Here is an 18,305-nt window from a genome sequence, read left to right as displayed (position 1 = left end):
CGCGTTTCTTGTTTGCCTTGAGCTTCTCCTCAGCGCATATTCCCGCACACCGGATTATCGTCAACCACTGACTATCGCCCCTTCCCGGCGACAGCCCCGACTGCCGAATCCCGGCGCGCGGCGCCACAGCAATGCCGGCGTCGCACCCGGGCCCAGCGGTCAGGCGCCTGCCGCAGCCTCCACAGCCTTGAAGCCGATATTTTCAATGAACCGCAGTAGGTAGCCGTCAGGATCGAGCACCAACAGGTTCAACTGACCGCACAACATCCCCTCCTGCCGATACCAGCACTCTTCGATCTCTCTGCGCAAAGTGACGCCGGCTTGCGCCAAATCGACAGCCAACTGGCGAATATCCAAACACTCGATCGACAAGTTCATTCCACGCCCGAAAGGCGCCTGCAAGGGCCCGACACGCCAGGCAGACTCCTGCTGGTCATCCTGCTCCAACATCAGTTGGCTGCCATTGAAGGAGAGAAAGGCAAAGAGCTGTTCCGGACGCTGATACTCCACCTTGAAACCCAAAGTATCGCGATAGAAAGACAGACTGCGCTCCAGATCCGTGACCAGCATTTCCGGAACCAGGCTATTCATTTGAAACATCGAAGGCTTCCATTGCACATTGATCGAGCGGTGAGACTACGCTCAAGCCCCTTTCCCGTGCAGTGCCGCTTACCAATGTTTACAACTGAGCGACTGATCGAAACACCCGGGCAGCTCACCAATAGCTCACAACCGGACAATCCGCTGCGAACCCGTGACGGATAAAAACCGGTGGCACCCAAACAAAAATGGCGGCCCGTACCCGGATCAAGAATCCGCGAGGGCCGCCGGGTCATTCACTCAAGAATGACCTGTACGCTTCAGCCATGACGCTCCAGCAACACCTTGCTCCAGAGCGTAAAGGCCGCCGAAGGCGTCCAGGCCGGGTTCGAGGTGTGCTCCTGAAGACAGAGGTAACGATGACCTTCATAGCTCACCCCATCCTCCCTGAGATAGTGCTGGTCGGTGCGCCATTCAGGGAAACTCGGATCGACAACACCTCCGGCGGTCCTGGCACTCACACTGCGACTGGGCAACGACTCGCGCCCTTGAGTATCAGTGGCCGTGACGAAATAGCTGTACTGAGTGTCGGCACTCAGTCCCTGGTCCTCGAAACCTGGGGACGCAGCCTTACCCACTGCACTGCCGTCGCGATACAGGGTGTAGAACTCGACCGGGCGTACGCCGCTGGAAACGCTCCAGCTCAGCTTGACACTGTTGCGGCCAACCCCCAACACCTGCAGGTTGCCAGGAGCCCCGGGACGCTCCGGCTCACCACCATCACCATGGATCAGCGGCGCATAGCGGTTACGAAACTCCCAGTTGTAGTGCACCCCTTGCCGATTGACACCGGCATCCCAATTCACCGACCAGGTCATCAATCCCTTGATGGTATGTCCGGCGCCCTGCAAACGCTTGAACGCACCACTCAGCGCTGCCGGATCGATGACATAGCCAGTGGCCGCGGCATCGACATTGCTCGGCAAACCAATCACTAGCTTGTCTGCTGCAATCCGGCTGTAGCCACGAGTACCCGAGGCCAGGCTATCGGTCAGGTAGAACAGGAAATCCTCCTTCATCTGGTCATTGTTCTGGGCGATCCAGGCCCCCTGCCCGCCGTTGGCCTCCTGCACCCAGAGCCCATCGCCACCCTGGTTGTAATATTGTGGCGCGACAAAGTCGTAATAACCCTCCAGCGCCTGTAAGTAAGGCACGTACTTGCCATTGCTAGTCAGGTACGGAAACTCCGGCGCCATGCTGATGATGAAATGCTTGCCCTGGCCTGCGTAGTGGTCCTTCACCAGCTTCAACGCTGCAGGCAGCACGCTCTTGTTGTCGGCAAAGTCGATGGCACTCTGCTCCAGGTCGATATCCAGGCCATCGAATCCGTAGGTTTCCACCAGGCGGATGATTTCGTTGGCCAAAGGCTGCTCGTTGCCCTTGTGCAGCTCGATATGCGCATCGGCGCCACCCAGGGAAATCAGCACCGCCCGCCCCTGACTGTTAAGCACGCCGACCTGACGCCGAAACTCGGCATCCGAGAGGTTGTAGGGCTTGAAGGTGGGGATACCATTGCCCTTCATGAAGGCCACCGCCACCACGTTGTACTCCTTGGGTACATCCAACAGGCTCAGGTTGGCGAACTGCCCCTGCTGATATCCATCACTGGGACCAGCAGCCCAGTTATGCCAGAAGCCCATGAGGATCTTCTTGCCGGCAATACTCGGCATCAGGGAAGCGGCATCCGCGGCTTGACTCTTGATCAATGCAAAGTCGATTTTATTCACGCTCTAATCCTTCAGAACCGTTAAAGAATTTTATTCGGCAGAAACTTACTTGAAGTCCAGATCGAACGCCTGATAGAACCCGTTGCCAGTATTGGCAACAATCCACACCAGGACTACAACATGGTGGCCTTTCTTGTTTTTTGGCAGCACAACTTCATGATGAGTCTTGGCCTTCAGCACCGAGCCAAACTTGTCGTATGGAACTTCGGTATAAAAGTCCTGGTAAAAGGCCTGAGGTTCCAATTGTGCGCGACTGATCCGCTGCTTCGGATCCCAACCGTCTTTAGTGATGAACCAGCTGTAACCTCGGGTGACGTGCGGCGCGGTGTACTCCCACTGCACCTGAAACACTTGGCCCGGGTCAACATTCAGCAGCGGCCAACTAAAGGGACGATTGATTTTTTTCGACATTTCTTCGTTGGTGAAGTTGATGCAGTCACGCTCATCAACCTTGCCACCGCTAAGAATATGGCCGTCTGCAGGTGGTGCAACGCTTGCTACGTCGCCGTCATAGGGTTTCGGAAAGGGGCCGCCAGTGAGTGCAGGGAAGTTTTTACCTCCTTCCATTTCGTTCACCTGCCAGGTACCCAGCAGTCCCAGCTCCACCGCCACCGCACCACGGCTGGAAGGCGATACAACGCGACCATGTTTAAGTTGAGCTTGTGGCTTATTCATATCTTTCACTCCATTGATTAATTAATTTCGCTCCTTGTTGAGCCCCCTAAACCTAGCGCACTTCTACCGACTTTTTTCACCGCCCAACAAACTAACCATTCGGGACAATTTACAGAATCCAGCGCAAGACCAAACAATCCGCGGACTTCCTTATTTAAACTGACAGTTTCAATCGTCAATGTATTACACGCCTTGCTACGCCCAGACTCACTCTTCTTCCAGCGGCAAACAGTAAAAAGCACAACTAGCTGCAAAAAGCGCCTTTCAGAAACAACAAAACCCGGCCAATGCCGGGTTTGTGCTTGTACAAGTCCAGTGCGCTATAGACAGGTCGCCAGCGCCGCCAGGCGGCGCTTCGAGACAGAGCTGTCTTCGATGGCGTAGAAGCGGACAGTGGTCGCCGATGCCTCAGCCTTGATATCCACAAAGGACTCAGCGGAGCGGGTATACACCGTATAGCCGCCGGCCTTGCCTGATTGCAGGTACGCAGCAGCATCCACACCGAAGACCGCTTCATCCTGCCAGGCAAATTGCACGCACTGTGCCACCAGCTGCTCGGCCTTGGCCGAGGTCAGAGTCTTGTTCGGTGTTCTTGCCCGAGCGTCATCCATGGTGGAGCTCGCACAACCGGCCAGCAAAACCGCAATCATTCCTGCCATCAAAAACCGCATGCCACCACCTCGTCCTTAAAACGCGAGAGTATCGCTCAGGCAGCAGAAAAAAGGCGTTCAGGCCAAAGAAAAAGCCATCCCTGTTCGGCCTCAGCGCTCCGCCAAGGAAGATGCCAACTGCGCGATGGCCTGCTGATCGCCAGCAACCAAATGTTGGTAGTTATCGATCATCGCGCGCTCATCGGCAAGCAGTCCGCACCTGGGCAACCTGGAGAACCTATCAAAGGCCTGCACAACCATCCCCATTCAACAAAGCGATGGTTCATGAGCATTACGGCCTAAAAACGCACTCTTTATTTACGCCCCCATTGTCATCCTCCAGGCAAAGGATTAGTCTTCGCGCCCCTTCCCACACTTTTGCCAAGGAGATCCACCATGCAACAGCTGATCACCCTTTGCAGGACGTGCCTGGTTTAAACGCTGTACCCGCTACCCGCTAGCGCCTCCGCTTAAATCCTGCTTCGTCCTGCCATTACCTGACTTTATTTTTCCCAATCAGGAATTGGACATGGACAATTGCATCCGTCATTTGTCGAACGGCGTCTCTCTGATCGCCTCCGACACCACCTGGATCGAAGACAAAGCGCTCCAGCAACTAAACACCACCGCCCAACTGCCCGGCATGCGCCAGGTCGTCGGCATGCCGGACCTGCACCCAGGTCGCGGCTACCCAGTGGGTGCGGCCTTTTTCTCCACCGAGGTGATTTATCCGGCACTGGTAGGCAACGACATCGGCTGCGGCATGACGCTGTGGCAAACCAACCTTTCCTGCAGCCGCCTGAACCTCGACAAGCTGGAAAAGAAAATCGGCAATATCGACCTTCCCCTGGATGAACAGTGGGACGAAGAACGAGCAAAGCTGGAGCTGCCCCTCAGCGGTCACGAACACTCGCTGGGTACCATCGGTGGCGGTAATCACTTCGCGGAACTGCAACAGCTCGATCAAGTGCACGACACTGCGGCCTTGCAAGCCCTCGCCCTGGACCCAAAAGCCTTGCTGTTGCTAGTACACAGTGGCTCCCGGGGCCTGGGAGAAGCCATTCTGCGACACCACGTGGAGCAACATGGCCACAACGGCCTGCTGACGAGCAGTGCCGCCGGCGCGCAGTACCTGCAGCAGCACGACGACGCCTTGCGCTTCGCCGAAGCCAACCGACGCCTGATTGCCGAACGCCTGTTGCACAACCTGCGAGCCAAGGGAAGTTCAGTGCTGGATATCAATCACAACCTGGTATCCGCGGCGAATATTGACGGCATTCCCGGCTGGCTGCATCGCAAGGGCGCCACGCCTTCGGACCAGGGCCCAGTGGTCATCCCTGGCTCTCGCGGCGACTACAGCTACCTGGTACAACCCATTCCAGCGGCCATCAGCCTCTACTCACTGGCCCACGGTGCCGGCCGCAAATGGCTACGCAGCGACTGCAAGGATCGACTGGCAAATCGCTTCAGCTTCGATCAGCTCAAACGCACCCAACTGGGCAGCCGGGTGATCTGCGAGGATCGCGGATTGATGTACGAAGAGGCCCCCGAAGCCTACAAGAGCATCGATAGCGTGGTTGGCAGCCTACGGGATGCCGGCCTGGTGAAGATCATCGCCCGGCTCAAGCCGGTACTGACCTACAAACGCCGGGGGTGCTGCTGATGCTGCTGTTACAACTATCCTCCGCCCAAGGACCTGCCGAATGTGAACTGGCAGTGACACAAGCCTTGCGTCGGTTGCACAGCGAAGCCGAGGCGCAGGGCGTGCGCCTCGGCATCGTCGAACAGGTTGCCGGCGATATCCGGGACACTCACAAATCAGTGCTAGTCAGCCTCGACGGCGAACATGCCCCGGAACTGGCAACACACTGGGCAGGCACCTTGCTCTGGACCTGTAAGAGCCCCTATCGACCCGAACACAAGCGCAAGAACTGGTTCTTCGCCGGCCAACTGTTCAGCCCCCCGGTGGAGAGCATGGAGGACGAGATTCGTTTCGAAGCCATGCGCGCATCAGGCCCAGGCGGGCAGCATGTGAACAAAACCGACTCAGCAATACGCGCTACACACGTGGCAACAGGCATCAGTGTGAAAGTGCAGTCCGAACGTAGCCAGCATGACAACAAACGCCTGGCACGCCTGCTGATCCAGCAACGGCTTGCTGCACAGCAAGAACAATCTGCTCAGGAACTGCGCCTGCAACGCCGCGATGCCCATCATCAGGTTGAACGCGGCAACCCTGTGCGCACCTTCAGCGGCAACGCCTTTACCCCCAAAGGCTGAGCCCTTCCCTAACTCGACTGGGAGTTGGCCGTCAGCGCAACTCCCACAGAGGTAAAGATTCTTCAACAGCCAGACACGGCACAAGATGCCTGCCCCTACACTCCAGCAAGCGAAGCCGGTACAGCCAATAACCAAGAAATCTAGCAGTAGTGCCTGTCGAGTCCGGGACTTTCGGGGAGCGTCATCCACCCTCGACGCATCAACATCAAGACATCTATAGAGAAGAGAAATAAAACAGCCAGTGAGCCGTGATGCCAAAAGAAAAGGAGAGAAACAGCTAGCCCTTAAAAAACAAGCACAAAAAAGGGCGACCCTTTTCGGATCGCCCTTCTAGACCGCCCAGCAGAGCGGATTTTGTTTGGTAGGCGCGATTGGACTCGAACCAACGACCCCCACCATGTCAAGGTGGTGCTCTAACCAACTGAGCTACGTGCCTGCTGTGAGGCGGCATTCTACGGAATTCCGAAGGGGTGTCAACATCTTTTTTGCAGCTAAGCCTATGAATATGCGAATTTTTTAATTTTTTGACTGCGAAGAAGTTTCCCAGCCCGTCTGGCAGCCCATTTGCAACTCAGGTAGCATCGGCGCACTCGTAAAATATATTAAACACATGAGGTCGCAGGATGGCGAACATTCCCTACCCACAGTCCTATTACGCCGCTTCCGCCAATGCGGCCCCAGAACGCCCGCCACTGCTAGGCGAAGTTGAAACCGATGTTTGTGTGATCGGTGCAGGCTATACCGGCCTGTCCAGCGCACTGTTCCTCCTGGAAAACGGCTTTCGTGTCACCGTCCTGGAGGCCGCCAAGGTCGGCTTCGGCGCATCCGGGCGCAATGGCGGGCAGATCGTCAACAGCTACAGCCGAGACATCGACGTAATCGAACGCAGCGTCGGCCCCAAGCAAGCGCAATTGCTGGGACAGATGGCGTTCGAGGGCGGCAGGATCATTCGCGAACGCGTGGCCAAGCATCAGATTCAATGCGACCTGAAAGACGGCGGAGTCTTCGCCGCGCTGACCAGCAAGCAGATGGGCCACCTGGAGTCGCAGAAGCGCCTCTGGGAGCGTTATGGCCACACTCAGCTGGAGCTGCTGGATGAGCGACGGATTCGCGAAGTCGTAGCCTGCGATCAATACAAGGGCGGCATGCTCGACATGAGCGGCGGTCATATCCATCCACTCAACCTGGCGCTGGGCGAAGCAGCGGCCGTGGAATCACTGGGCGGCACGCTCTACGAACAATCCCCGGCAATACGCATTGAGCGCGGCGCCAACCCCGTAGTGCACACCCCACAGGGCAAGGTCCGCGCCAAGTTCATCATCGTCGCGGGCAACGCCTACCTGGGCAATCTGATCCCCGAGCTAGCAGCCAAATCCATGCCCTGCGGCACCCAGGTGATCACCACCGAACCCTTGGGCGATGAGCTGGCCGCCAGCCTCCTGCCACAGGACTACTGTGTCGAGGACTGCAACTACCTGCTGGACTATTACCGCCTCACCAGCGACAAGCGCCTGATCTTCGGCGGCGGCGTGGTGTATGGCGCTCGCGACCCGGCCAATATCGAAGCAATCATCCGACCGAAGATGCTCAAGGCCTTCCCCCAACTGAAAGATGTGAAGATCGACTACGCCTGGACCGGCAACTTCCTGCTGACCCTGTCGCGCCTGCCGCAAGTTGGTCGCCTGGGCGACAACATCTATTACTCCCAGGGCTGCAGCGGCCACGGGGTGACTTACACCCACCTGGCAGGCAAAGTCCTGGCAGAGGCCCTGCGCGGCCAAGCAGAGCGCTTTGACGCCTTCGCCGACCTGCCCCACTACCCATTCCCTGGCGGCCAGTTGTTGCGCACGCCATTCACCGCGCTGGGAGCCTGGTACTACAGCCTGCGGGACAAATTCGGCTTCTGATAAGAAGCTGTTCCGCACCCACAAAAAAACCGCCTTACAGGCGGTTTTTTTGTGATCCATCGTTACTGCCAAGAATCGCGACAACCAGTACAAATCGCAGAAACAAAAAACCCCGGTCTTACGACCAGGGTCTTTGCTATCGATCCGAATCAAGCCTTCGACTTGCTTCGTTGCTTCAAGGCGTTCAGTGGGCCTTGGAGCTGATATGGCGCAGCGGACGGGACTCGAACCCGCGACCCCCGGCGTGACAGGCCGGTATTCTAACCGACTGAACTACCGCTGCGTATCGCTTGGACTTGCGTCCATTTGAACCGTTTAAATCGTCTGACTGACAAGCTTCGAGGCTTTTCAATCTCAAATCAGGCAAGCCTGACCTGGAAAATATGGCGCAGCGGACGGGACTCGAACCCGCGACCCCCGGCGTGACAGGCCGGTATTCTAACCGACTGAACTACCGCTGCGCGTCGGTTGGATGCTTCCGTGGAAGCTTCCATCTTTCTTGCGAAAGACACTCAAGAAGTGGTGGGTGATGACGGGATCGAACCGCCGACATTCTGCTTGTAAGGCAGACGCTCTCCCAGCTGAGCTAATCACCCTTTACTTCGTTGAGGCCGCGAAATTTACGCAGGTATCGAAGCTAAGTCAATAGCAGTATTGAAGTTTTTTTCAAAACAGCGGCAAATGGCATGCTTCAGACAACACTTAAAAACAACAGCCCCGGAGACACTCATCTCGCCGCCTGAAGCTTGAGGCTCGTCAGTGCCCTACCCCTGATAAATCATTTTCTTGCTCATGCCGCCGTCCACCACGAACTCCTGGCCGGTGACGAAACCTGAATTGCGCGACAACAGCCAAGCCACCATCGATGCCACATCCTCCACCGTCCCGACCCTGCCCGCCGGATGCTGGGCATGATCGGCATCGGACAACGGCTCAGCACGCCTCAATGCCGGATCACGCGCATCGATCCAGCCAGGGCTCACCGCATTGACCCGAACCTCCGGCCCCAGGCTGATCGCCAACGCGTGGGTCAAGGCCAACAGACCACCCTTGCTCGCCGCATAAGCCTCACTATCAGGCTCGGACTGACGGGCCCGAGTAGAAGCCAGATTGACAATAGCGCCACCATGGGCACGCAGATAAGGCGCACAGTGTTTGGCCAAGAGCATTGGCCCACCGAGATTCACCGCCAGCACGCGATTCCAATAAGACAGGTCCAGGCTTTCGAGGGTGATGTTGTGCGGGTCAGCCACCGCAGCGTTACAGACCAGAGCATCCAGTCGCCCGAACTGCCCCAGCACCTCGGCGACACCCTGGGCCACCTGGCTTTCGTCCGCCACATCCATGGTAATGAACCAGGCACTCTCCCCCAACACCTTGGCCACCTTGGAGCCGCGCTCCCGGTCCAGGTCGGTCAGCACCACTTGCCAGCCTTCGCTGATCAACCAGGCAGCGATACCCAGGCCAATGCCTCGTGCCGCACCGGTGACCAGCGCGACACGACCATTACTGCCGTCCAGGGGCGTGGACAACTCAATCACAAGGCCGCCAACCCACGAGCCAGATCGACCTGCAGGTCAGCCACATCTTCCAGGCCGACCGCAACACGGATCAGGCTGTCACGAATGCCGGCGGCCTCACGCTCCTGCGGCGCCAAACGTCCGTGGGAGGTGGTGCTCGGATGAGTGATGGTGGTCTTGCTGTCACCCAGGTTGGCGGTAATTGAAATCAGGCGAGTCGCATCGATAAAGCGCCACGCACCCTCTTTGCCACCCTTGACCTCAAAGCTCACCACCGCACCGAAACCACGCTGCTGACGCTTGGCCAGCTCATGCTGAGGATGGCTGGCAAGACCTGCGTAATGCACCTTCTCGACGCCATCCTGCCGCTCCAGCCATTCGGCCAGGGCCAAGGCATTGGAACAATGCGCACGCATCCGCAGGTTCAGGGTTTCCAAGCCCTTGAGGAAAATCCAGGCATTGAACGGACTCAGGGTCGGCCCCGCGGTACGCAGGAATCCCACCACTTCTTTCATCTGCTCACTGCGTCCGGCTACCACTCCGCCCATGCAGCGACCCTGGCCGTCGATGAACTTGGTTGCCGAATGCACCACCACGTCCGCACCCAGCTTCAGCGGCTGCTGCAACGCCGGGGTACAGAAACAGTTGTCTACCACCAGCATCGCACCCTTGGCATGGGCCACTTCGGCCAATGCGGCGATATCCACCAGCTCAGCCAGAGGATTGGATGGCGACTCAACGAACAGCAGCTTGGTGTTGCTCTTGATCGCCGCATCCCAACCGGACAAGTCCGCCAGGGGCACGTAATCGACTGCCACACCAAAACGCTTGAAGTACTTCTCGAACAAACTGATGGTCGAACCGAACACGCTGCGCGACACCAGCACATGATCACCAGCACTGCACAGGCTCATGACCACCGAGAGAATCGCTGCCATGCCCGTAGCCGTGGCCACAGCCTGCTCCGCGCCCTCAAGCGCCGCAATCCGCTCTTCGAAAGAGCGCACCGTAGGGTTGGTGTAGCGGGAATAGACATTGCCTGGCACTTCACCGGCAAAGCGTGCGGCCGCGTCGGCGGCCGTACGGAATACATAGCTGGAGGTGAAGAACATCGGATCACCGTGCTCGCCTTCCGGCGAGCGGTGTTGGCCGGCGCGCACCGCCAGGGTATCGAACGCTACGCCTTCAAGGTCGCTGTCCAGCCGACCGGCATCCCAATCCTGACTCATGCCGCCTACTCCTAATGTCTTCGTGAATGCTCTGGATCAGTTGTTGTACAGATCGATGATGGCGCTGACCGCCTGAGTCTTGACCTTCGAGGCATCGTTACGAGCGTTCTCGATCTTGGTCAGATAAGCCTCGTCGACGTCACCGGTGACGTACTTGCCGTCGAACACGGCGCAATCGAAGTTCTCGATCTTGATCTTGCCACCACCGACTGCTTCGATCAGGTCCGGCAGGTCCTGGTAGATCAGCCAATCAGCACCGATCAGGTCCGCCACGTCCTGGGTCGAACGATTGTGGGCGATCAACTCGTGGGCGCTTGGCATGTCGATGCCGTACACGTTCGGGTAGCGCACCGCCGGAGCCGCCGAGCAGAAATAGACGTTTTTAGCGCCAGCTTCGCGGGCCATCTGGATGATCTGCTTGCAGGTGGTGCCACGCACGATGGAGTCATCCACCAGCATCACGTTCTTGCCGCGAAACTCCAGCTCGATGGCATTGAGTTTCTGGCGTACGGATTTTTTCCGCGCAGCCTGGCCCGGCATGATGAAGGTGCGACCGATGTAGCGGTTCTTCACGAAACCTTCGCGGAACTTCACACCCAGATGGTTGGCCAGCTCGAGGGCCGCAGTGCGACTGGTATCCGGGATCGGGATCACCACGTCGATATCATGCTCTGGCCGCTCGCGAAGGATCTTCTCCGCCAGCTTTTCGCCCATGCGCAGACGCGCCTTGTACACCGAAACACCGTCGATGATCGAATCAGGACGCGCCAGATAGACGTGCTCGAAGATGCACGGAGTGAGCTGTGGATTGGTCGCGCACTGACGGGTGTAGAGCTTGCCCTCTTCAGTGATGTAGACCGCCTCGCCCGGTGCCAGGTCGCGAATCAGAGTGAAGCCCAGTACATCCAGGGAAACACTTTCCGAAGCGATCATGTACTCCACGCCTTCGTCGGTATGACGCTGACCGAAAACGATCGGACGAATACCGTGAGGATCACGGAAACCGACGATGCCGTAACCGGTGATCATGGCCACTACTGCATAACCACCAACACAGCGGTTATGCACGTCGGTCACCGCAGCAAACACGTCTTCCTCGGTAGGCTGCAGCTTGCCGCGCTGGGCCAGCTCGTGAGCGAACACGTTGAGCAGCACTTCAGAATCGGAATTGGTGTTGACATGACGCAGGTCGGACTCGTAGATCTCCTTGGCCAACTGCTCAACATTGGTCAGGTTGCCGTTATGCGCCAGGGTGATGCCGTACGGCGAATTGACGTAGAACGGCTGAGCCTCGGCCGAAGTCGAGCTGCCTGCGGTCGGATAACGCACATGGCCAATACCCATGTGCCCAACCAGGCGCTGCATGTGCCGTTGCTGGAACACGTCACGGACCAGGCCGTTGTCCTTGCGCAGGAATAACCGGCCGTCATGGCTGGTCACGATACCGGCAGCGTCCTGGCCGCGGTGCTGGAGGACGGTTAGCGCGTCATACAGCGCCTGATTGACGTTCGACTTACCGACGATACCGACGATGCCACACATGCGACGCAACCCCTACTTAATGAAACTGAACTGAACCCGTCTTACTGAGGCGTTTTGGCCGGTAAGAGGTGCTCCTTGAACGGTATATCAGCGGGTACGCTGATACCGCTGGCCAGCCACTGACTGCTCCACCCCAGAATGAGGTTCTTGGACCAGTCTGCAACCAATAGAAATTGTGGCACCAGTCGCGACTGTTGCCACCAGGAATCCTGCTGTACCGGCCCCAGGCTCAAGAGCCCGACCGCCACGACCACCAGCAACGCGCCACGCGCCGCGCCGAAGGCCATGCCGAGGAATCGATCGGTACCGGAGAGGCCGGTGACGCGAATCAATTCGCCGATGAGATAGTTGACCATTGCCCCCACCAGCAAGGTGGCGACAAACATGATTGCGCAGCCCGCAATCACGCGAGCCGAGGGAGTTTCGATATAACCGCCGAGGTACTCGGACAGTGAGCCACCAAACATCCAGGCAACGACCCCTGCGATGATCCAGGTAAGCAACGACAAGGCTTCTTTGACGAAACCGCGGCTCAAACTGATCAAAGCGGAGATGGCGATTATTGCAACGATCGCCCAGTCAACCCAGGTAAATGGCACAGTGCAGCCTACAGACGGATAAGGCGGCGCATTTTAACAGAGCGCTTGGCTGTCGGTAAGCTGCGATTCACTGTGCTTTTAAAATCAGGCAGATAGTCTCAGCCACGCTCTGGCTGGAAGCGCACCACGAAACCCTTGAGGTTCTGCTGACGCCCCAACAAGTCACGCAGGCGATCCGCTTCGGCGCGCTCGATCAGCGGCCCGACAAATACCCGATTCTTGCCTTCGGCCGAGCGGATATAAGCGTTGTAGCCCTGGCTGCGCAGGGTTTTCTGCAGTTTTTCCGCGCCTTCACGACTCGACAGGCTGGCCAACTGCACCGACCAACTGATGGACAAGCCATTGGCATCGACCCGGCTTTGGCTGGTGTCGGGCTTGGCCGTGGCCACCTGTTGCGCGGGTACCGGCGCAGGAGCGGGTTTCGGCGCAGGCACAGGCTTGCTCGCCACCACCGGAGCCGGCGCAACCACCGGCACGCTCGAGGCAATCGGCATCGAAGGTGCAGCCTGCTGAACCACCGGTTCATCAGCGGGCACCGACCCCTCAGGCAAGGCCTGCGGCTCAGGCACCACCACCGGCTCAACCTGAACCTGAGGCATGGCGGACGCCTGCGGCGCAGCCGGCACTTCAACTGCCACATGACGTTGCTCGTCCTCTCGCGAGAACAGCATCGGCAGAAAGATCACTGCCAACGCGATCAACACCAGTGCTCCAACCATTCGCTGCTTGTAGACGTTATCCAGCATTGCCATGTGCAGCTTCCTCCGTGGAGCGCCGGGCGAGCCACTCGAGCGCCTCGGCAACACAATAAAAAGATCCGAACAGCAGAATTTCGTCATCTGCAGTCGCTTGCACGCACTGCGCTTCCAAGGCTGCAGCCACACTGGAGTAGGACGCTACCGGGGCTCCAAGGCTCTCCAGCGCAGCCTGCAGATCTTCCACAGGACGCGCCCGCGGCGAATCCAAAGGCGCCACCGCCCACTGCTGGACGGAAGCCCGCAAGCTGGCAACCACCCCCGGCAGATCCTTGTCCGCCAACAACCCAAACACCGCCAGGCGCCTACCGGCAATCGGCCGACGCGCCAGGCGCTCAGCCAGATACTGCGCCGCATGAGGGTTGTGCCCAACATCCAACAACAGATTGAGACGCTTGCCCTGCCAATCGAGTTGACGCCGATCCAGACGCCCGGTGACCCGAGTCTGCTGCAAGGCCGCACCGAGCTGTCCTGGCTGCCAAGGCAACCCCATCAACAGGTAAGCCTGCAAGGCCAGCGCCGCATTCTCCATGGGCAGATCGAGCAACGGCAGGTCCCGCAGTTCGACCTGATTGCCCCGAGCATCCAGACCACGCCACTGCCAGTGCTCTTCAGTGAACCCCAGATCGAAATCCCTGCCACGCAGAAAAAGCCCGCAACCCAGCTCTCGCGCCTTGTCCAGCAGCGGTTGCGGTGGATTCAAATCACCACACAGAGCTGGCGCACCCGAACGGAATATCCCAGCCTTCTCAAAGGCCACGGACTCACGGGAATCACCAAGATATTCAACATGATCGACGCCAATACTGGTGACCAACGCCAAGTCGGCATCCACCAGATTGACCGCATCCAAACGCCCGCCTAAACCGACTTCCAGGACCACCGCATCGAGGGCTGCGCGCTGGAACAACCAGAACGCTGCCAGAGTACCCATCTCGAAATAGGTCAGGGAAACATCACCACGCCCCGCCTCCACCGCAGTGAAGGCTTCGCACAGCTGCTGATCCGTAGCTTCAACGCCGTTGAGCTGCACCCGCTCGTTGTAACGCAACAGGTGCGGCGAGCTGTAGACACCAACCTGCAGCCCCTGGGCTCGCAGCAAGGAAGCGACAAAGGCACAAGTCGAGCCCTTGCCGTTGGTGCCGGTGACCGTGATCACCCGAGGCGCCAGCTTGCCCAGCCCCATTTGGGACGCTACCTGTTGCGAGCGCTCCAACCCCATATCAATGGCTGCAGGGTGCAACTGCTCAAGGTAGGCGAGCCAATCACCCAAGGTACGTTGGCTCATAGGTTGGCTGGAGCCGGCGGAACCACGATTGGCTCGATGGGCGCATCCACGAACTCAGGCGTCGGCAGCCCCATCATCTGAGCCAACAGGCTACCCAGACGCGGACGCAGTTCCTGGCGGGAAATGATCATGTCGATCGCACCGTGCTCCAGGAGGAATTCGCTGCGCTGGAAACCTTCAGGCAGCTTTTCCCGTACGGTCTGCTCGATCACCCGCGGACCGGCGAACCCCACCAAAGCCTTCGGCTCGGCAACAATCACGTCACCCAGCATCGCCAGACTGGCGGAAACACCACCGTAGACCGGATCGGTCAGCACAGAGATGAAAGGAATACCTTCTTCGCGCAGGCGCGCCAGTACCGCCGAGGTCTTGGCCATCTGCATCAGGGAAATCAGCGCTTCCTGCATCCGCGCACCACCGGAGGCGGAGAAGCAGATCATCGGGCAGCGATTTTCCAGGGCATAATTGGCCGCACGCACGAAACGCTCACCGACGATGGCGCCCATCGAGCCGCCCATGAAGGAGAACTCGAAGGCCGATACCACTACTGGCATGCCCAGCAGGCTACCGCTCATGGAGATCAGTGCATCTTTCTCACCGGTCTGTTTCTGCGCTGCGACCAGGCGATCCTTGTACTTCTTGCCGTCGCGGAATTTCAGACGGTCCACCGGCTCCAGCTCAGCACCCAGTTCGGCACGGCCTTCGGCGTCGAGGAAGATGTCAATACGGGCACGCGCACCGATGCGCATGTGGTGATTGCACTTTGGACAAACATCCAGGGTCTTTTCCAGCTCTGGCCGATAGAGCACCGCCTCGCAGGACGGGCACTTGTGCCAAAGGCCTTCAGGCACCGAGCTTTTCTTCACCTCGGAACGCATGATCGAAGGGATCAGTTTGTCTACTAACCAGTTGCTCATGCTTTCTTTCTCCAGTACCGGCGGCCCGAACGCTCTGGTTCGCAACCCCGCGTATGCCCTTGAGCTAAATTCATGTGTGCGGCGATGATCAATTCGCTACCGCGGTCAGCACCTGGCTCGACCTGCCTGCAACGAACCTTTCCTCAGCCATCCCGGCAGCCCGCGATAGAGCGGTTGCCACTCGTTTCCGACCCCGCCTCAAGGCGGTGCCTGCCTGTTTTGTACAGTGGTGTTATGGACGGCGGCAGACTGCCAGCCGTCACATCGACTCACTGCTGCGATGCACCGCTTGCATGAATGCACGAATCTTTGCTTGATCCTTGATGCCCTTGCTCTGCTCCACGCCGCCACTGACGTCCACCGCATAAGGGCGAACCTGAGCGATGGCTTGAACGACATTCTCTGCTGACAGGCCACCAGCCAGGATAATCGGCTTGCTCAATTCCCGAGGAACCAATGACCAATCGAAGGCCTCGCCGGTTCCCCCCGGCACGCCTTCGACATAAGTATCCAGCAGAATCCCGCTGGCCAGCGGATACGCCAGGCAAGCTGCGGCAATGTCATCCCCGGCCTTGACCCGCAGCGCCTTGATATAGGGACGGTGATACCCCTCGCAGTCGGCCGCCGACTCATCGCCATGAAACTGCAGGAGATCCAGCGGCACGGCATCGAGGATCTCGCCCAACTCGCAACGACTGGCATTGACGAACAACCCGACAGTGGTCACGAACGGCGGCAAAGCGGCAATGATCGCCCGCGCCTGCTGCACATTCACCGCCCGCGGACTTTTCGCATAGAACACCAGCCCTATGGCGTCAGCCCCCGCCGCCACCGCCGCCAACGCATCCTCTATGCGGGTAATCCCACAAATCTTGCTGCGAACGGCTGGCATGTCGTTTGAACCTCTGGGGCAAATCCGGAAAGTCCCGGATGGTAGCAAATGCTTTTCCGGGCGTCAGCCGCCAAGTTCCGAGAATCCGCTGAGGAAATGTGGCCCGATGTATCGCTCGGGCAACTGGAACTCATCCTGGTACTCGACTTGCACCAGATACAGGCCAAACGGGTGGGCCGTAACCCCGCCAGTGCGACGAGTGCGGCTTTCCAGCACTTCCCGCGCCCACTCCACAGGGCGCTCACCGGCACCGATGGTCATCAGCACCCCGGCGATATTGCGCACCATGTGATGGAGGAAAGCGCTGGCGCGAATATCCAGGACGATCATCTTGCCGTGCCGGGTAACACGCAGGTGGTGAATTTCCTTGATTGGCGACTTGGCCTGGCACTGCCCTGCCCGGAACGCACTGAAATCATGGGTACCCAGCAGGAACGCGGCGGCTTGAGCCATCCGCTCGATATCCAGCGGCCGATGGTTCCAGGTGACCTCTTCATTGAGATGAGCCGGACGGATCTGATCGTTGTAGATCACATAGCGGTAGCGCCGGGCGATCGCCTTGAACCGTGCATGAAAGTGCGCCGGCATCTCCTGAGCCCAGCTGACACTGATGTCGTGGGGCAAGTTGATATTGGCCCCCATGACCCAGGCCTTCATCGAGCGCACAGCCTGGCTATCGAAATGCACCACCTGTCCGCAGGCATGCACACCAGCATCAGTGCGCCCCGCGCAGGAAACGATCACCGGGGAATCCGCCACCTTGGACAGGGCCTTTTCCAGGGTTTCCTGGACACTGGGTACGCCGGACGACTGACGCTGCCAGCCGCGATAGCGGGAACCCTTGTATTCGACACCCAGAGCGATTCGGGAAAAGCCTGCGGCCGCCATTTCGGCGGCCGCGTTATCTATATTTGCCAAGAACTTACAGCCTGCTGATATGCGCAAAGGCGCTCATTATAAGGCCGTCGAGAGCAGACGCCATGCGCTACCCGGGATTAGTTGAAGATCACTCCCCAGAGAGCGAATCGATGGAGAGATTGCATCAGCACCCGCAGCAACGCTATATAGGATTTTATATAACGACAAATAACGAGACACCTGATCGAGAGCCTATCAATGTTCGCCACCAACAAAGAAGCCGTGGGCCTGTCCTACAGCCTGGAAGGCATGCTTCACGCCAAACGCATGACCTGGGAAGCCATCGCGCAAATGGCCAAGCGGATCAGACCGGGCATGCACGAATCAGCCGCCCGGGAAATGGCACTTGAGGTATTGCAAGACCTGGGCATGGAGCGAATCTGGCACCCACTGCTGATTCGTTTTGGCGCCAACACCTTGAAAACCTTCAAGCAACGCTCCGACGGCGACCCGCAACTGGCGGAACACGATCTGTTCTTCATCGACCTGGGAATTGTCTGGGACCGCCATGAAGGCGATTGCGGCGCGACCTTCGTCATCGGCGAGGATGTCGAAATGCATGCCTGCGCTGCCGCCGCCAAAAGCCTGTTCGACCAGGTCCACGATCATTGGAAAACCCATCAGGTGGCCGGCCCCGAGCTGTATCGCTACGCCGCAGAACAGGCCCGCACCATGGGCTGGGTGCTCAACCTGGAGATCAAAGGACATCGGGTCAGCGATTTCCCCCATGCAATCTACCGTGCCGGGGACCTGGGAGACTTTGCCGACTGCCCGCAAGTCGGCCTGTGGATCCTGGAGATCCAGAT

17 protein-coding genes and 4 tRNA genes are annotated in these 18,305 nt (G+C 58.6%); 4 read left to right on the top strand and 17 right to left on the bottom strand.

Going from position 1 to position 18,305, the window contains the following annotated elements; translation table 11 throughout:
- Positions 1-159 precede the first annotated feature (159 nt).
- From GV819_RS27510 to GV819_RS27495, 4 genes are all read right to left on the bottom strand, one after another.
- Positions 160-600 carry a VOC family protein gene (locus GV819_RS27510; protein WP_161759241.1) on the bottom strand — a complete coding sequence of 147 codons (441 nt, stop codon included), beginning with the start codon at positions 598-600 and terminating at the stop codon, positions 160-162.
- Between the two features lie 260 nt (positions 601-860).
- Entirely contained in the window at positions 861-2,327 is a 1,467-nt protein-coding gene (locus GV819_RS27505) for a carbohydrate-binding protein (protein WP_161759192.1), read from the bottom strand.
- Between the two features lie 45 nt (positions 2,328-2,372).
- On the bottom strand, positions 2,373-3,002 hold the full coding sequence (locus GV819_RS27500; RefSeq protein ID WP_161759191.1) for a lytic polysaccharide monooxygenase auxiliary activity family 9 protein: 630 nt from the start codon (positions 3,000-3,002) through the stop codon (positions 2,373-2,375).
- Between the two features lie 320 nt (positions 3,003-3,322).
- Positions 3,323-3,673, bottom strand: a complete 351-nt coding sequence (locus GV819_RS27495) for a hypothetical protein (protein ID WP_161759190.1) — start codon at positions 3,671-3,673, stop codon at positions 3,323-3,325.
- 508 nt (positions 3,674-4,181) lie between these two features.
- Between GV819_RS27495 and GV819_RS27490 the strand changes: the two genes are divergently transcribed.
- Positions 4,182-5,315: an RNA ligase RtcB family protein gene (locus tag GV819_RS27490; RefSeq protein WP_161759189.1), complete on the top strand. Its 1,134-nt coding sequence runs from the start codon at positions 4,182-4,184 to the stop codon at positions 5,313-5,315.
- Positions 5,315-5,932 carry a peptide chain release factor H gene (gene prfH / locus GV819_RS27485; RefSeq protein WP_161759188.1) on the top strand — a complete coding sequence of 206 codons (618 nt, stop codon included), beginning with the start codon at positions 5,315-5,317 and terminating at the stop codon, positions 5,930-5,932. Before GV819_RS27490 ends, prfH begins: the two co-directional genes overlap by 1 nt.
- Before the next feature lie 359 nt (positions 5,933-6,291).
- Here prfH and GV819_RS27480 read toward each other — a convergent pair.
- Positions 6,292-6,368, bottom strand: a tRNA-Val gene (locus GV819_RS27480).
- A 187-nt stretch (positions 6,369-6,555) separates the two neighbouring features.
- Between GV819_RS27480 and GV819_RS27475 the strand changes: the two genes are divergently transcribed.
- Positions 6,556-7,839 carry an NAD(P)/FAD-dependent oxidoreductase gene (locus GV819_RS27475; RefSeq protein ID WP_161759187.1) on the top strand — a complete coding sequence of 428 codons (1,284 nt, stop codon included), beginning with the start codon at positions 6,556-6,558 and terminating at the stop codon, positions 7,837-7,839.
- A 206-nt stretch (positions 7,840-8,045) separates the two neighbouring features.
- On the opposite strand, the gene GV819_RS27470 is transcribed toward GV819_RS27475, so the two are convergent.
- From GV819_RS27470 to truA, 12 genes are all read right to left on the bottom strand, one after another.
- A tRNA-Asp gene (locus GV819_RS27470) sits at positions 8,046-8,122 on the bottom strand.
- A 101-nt stretch (positions 8,123-8,223) separates the two neighbouring features.
- Positions 8,224-8,300 (bottom strand) — tRNA-Asp (locus GV819_RS27465).
- A gap of 59 nt (positions 8,301-8,359) precedes the next feature.
- Positions 8,360-8,435 (bottom strand) — tRNA-Val (locus tag GV819_RS27460).
- Positions 8,436-8,603: 168 nt separating this feature from the next.
- Positions 8,604-9,380 carry an SDR family oxidoreductase gene (locus tag GV819_RS27455; protein ID WP_161759186.1) on the bottom strand — a complete coding sequence of 259 codons (777 nt, stop codon included), beginning with the start codon at positions 9,378-9,380 and terminating at the stop codon, positions 8,604-8,606.
- Entirely contained in the window at positions 9,377-10,588 is a 1,212-nt protein-coding gene (locus GV819_RS27450; RefSeq protein WP_161759185.1) for an O-succinylhomoserine sulfhydrylase, read from the bottom strand. The genes GV819_RS27455 and GV819_RS27450 overlap by 4 nt, the downstream gene beginning before the upstream one ends.
- Before the next feature lie 36 nt (positions 10,589-10,624).
- Positions 10,625-12,130, bottom strand: coding sequence for an amidophosphoribosyltransferase (purF, locus tag GV819_RS27445; RefSeq protein ID WP_161759184.1), 1,506 nt, complete (start codon positions 12,128-12,130; stop codon positions 10,625-10,627).
- Between the two features lie 41 nt (positions 12,131-12,171).
- A complete protein-coding gene (locus GV819_RS27440; RefSeq protein WP_025130180.1) occupies positions 12,172-12,729 on the bottom strand; it encodes a CvpA family protein in 558 nt (185 codons plus the stop codon).
- A 98-nt stretch (positions 12,730-12,827) separates the two neighbouring features.
- Positions 12,828-13,481, bottom strand: a complete 654-nt coding sequence (locus GV819_RS27435; RefSeq protein WP_161759183.1) for an SPOR domain-containing protein — start codon at positions 13,479-13,481, stop codon at positions 12,828-12,830.
- Positions 13,465-14,772 (bottom strand): bifunctional tetrahydrofolate synthase/dihydrofolate synthase, encoded by a 1,308-nt coding sequence (gene folC, locus GV819_RS27430; RefSeq protein WP_161759182.1) that lies wholly within the window; start codon positions 14,770-14,772, stop codon positions 13,465-13,467. Before folC ends, GV819_RS27435 begins: the two co-directional genes overlap by 17 nt.
- Complete coding sequence (gene accD, locus GV819_RS27425) at positions 14,769-15,689, bottom strand: acetyl-CoA carboxylase, carboxyltransferase subunit beta (protein ID WP_161759181.1); 921 nt, start codon at positions 15,687-15,689, stop codon at positions 14,769-14,771. Before accD ends, folC begins: the two co-directional genes overlap by 4 nt.
- Before the next feature lie 259 nt (positions 15,690-15,948).
- On the bottom strand, positions 15,949-16,581 hold the full coding sequence (locus GV819_RS27420; RefSeq protein WP_161759180.1) for a phosphoribosylanthranilate isomerase: 633 nt from the start codon (positions 16,579-16,581) through the stop codon (positions 15,949-15,951).
- A 63-nt stretch (positions 16,582-16,644) separates the two neighbouring features.
- The gene (truA, locus tag GV819_RS27415; RefSeq protein ID WP_178125100.1) at positions 16,645-17,469 is read right to left on the bottom strand and encodes a tRNA pseudouridine(38-40) synthase TruA; all 825 of its coding nucleotides are present in this window, start codon (positions 17,467-17,469) and stop codon (positions 16,645-16,647) included.
- A gap of 228 nt (positions 17,470-17,697) precedes the next feature.
- Between truA and GV819_RS27410 the strand changes: the two genes are divergently transcribed.
- The coding region (locus tag GV819_RS27410) for a M24 family metallopeptidase (RefSeq protein ID WP_161759178.1) at positions 17,698-18,305 on the top strand (608 nt) is incomplete at its 3' end.

This window comes from Pseudomonas sp. Fl5BN2, assembly GCF_009908205.1.
Lineage (GTDB): Bacteria > Pseudomonadota > Gammaproteobacteria > Pseudomonadales > Pseudomonadaceae > Aquipseudomonas.
The sequence above is the reverse complement of the archived record's forward strand: the minus strand, read 5'-3'. Positions and strand labels throughout refer to the sequence as shown.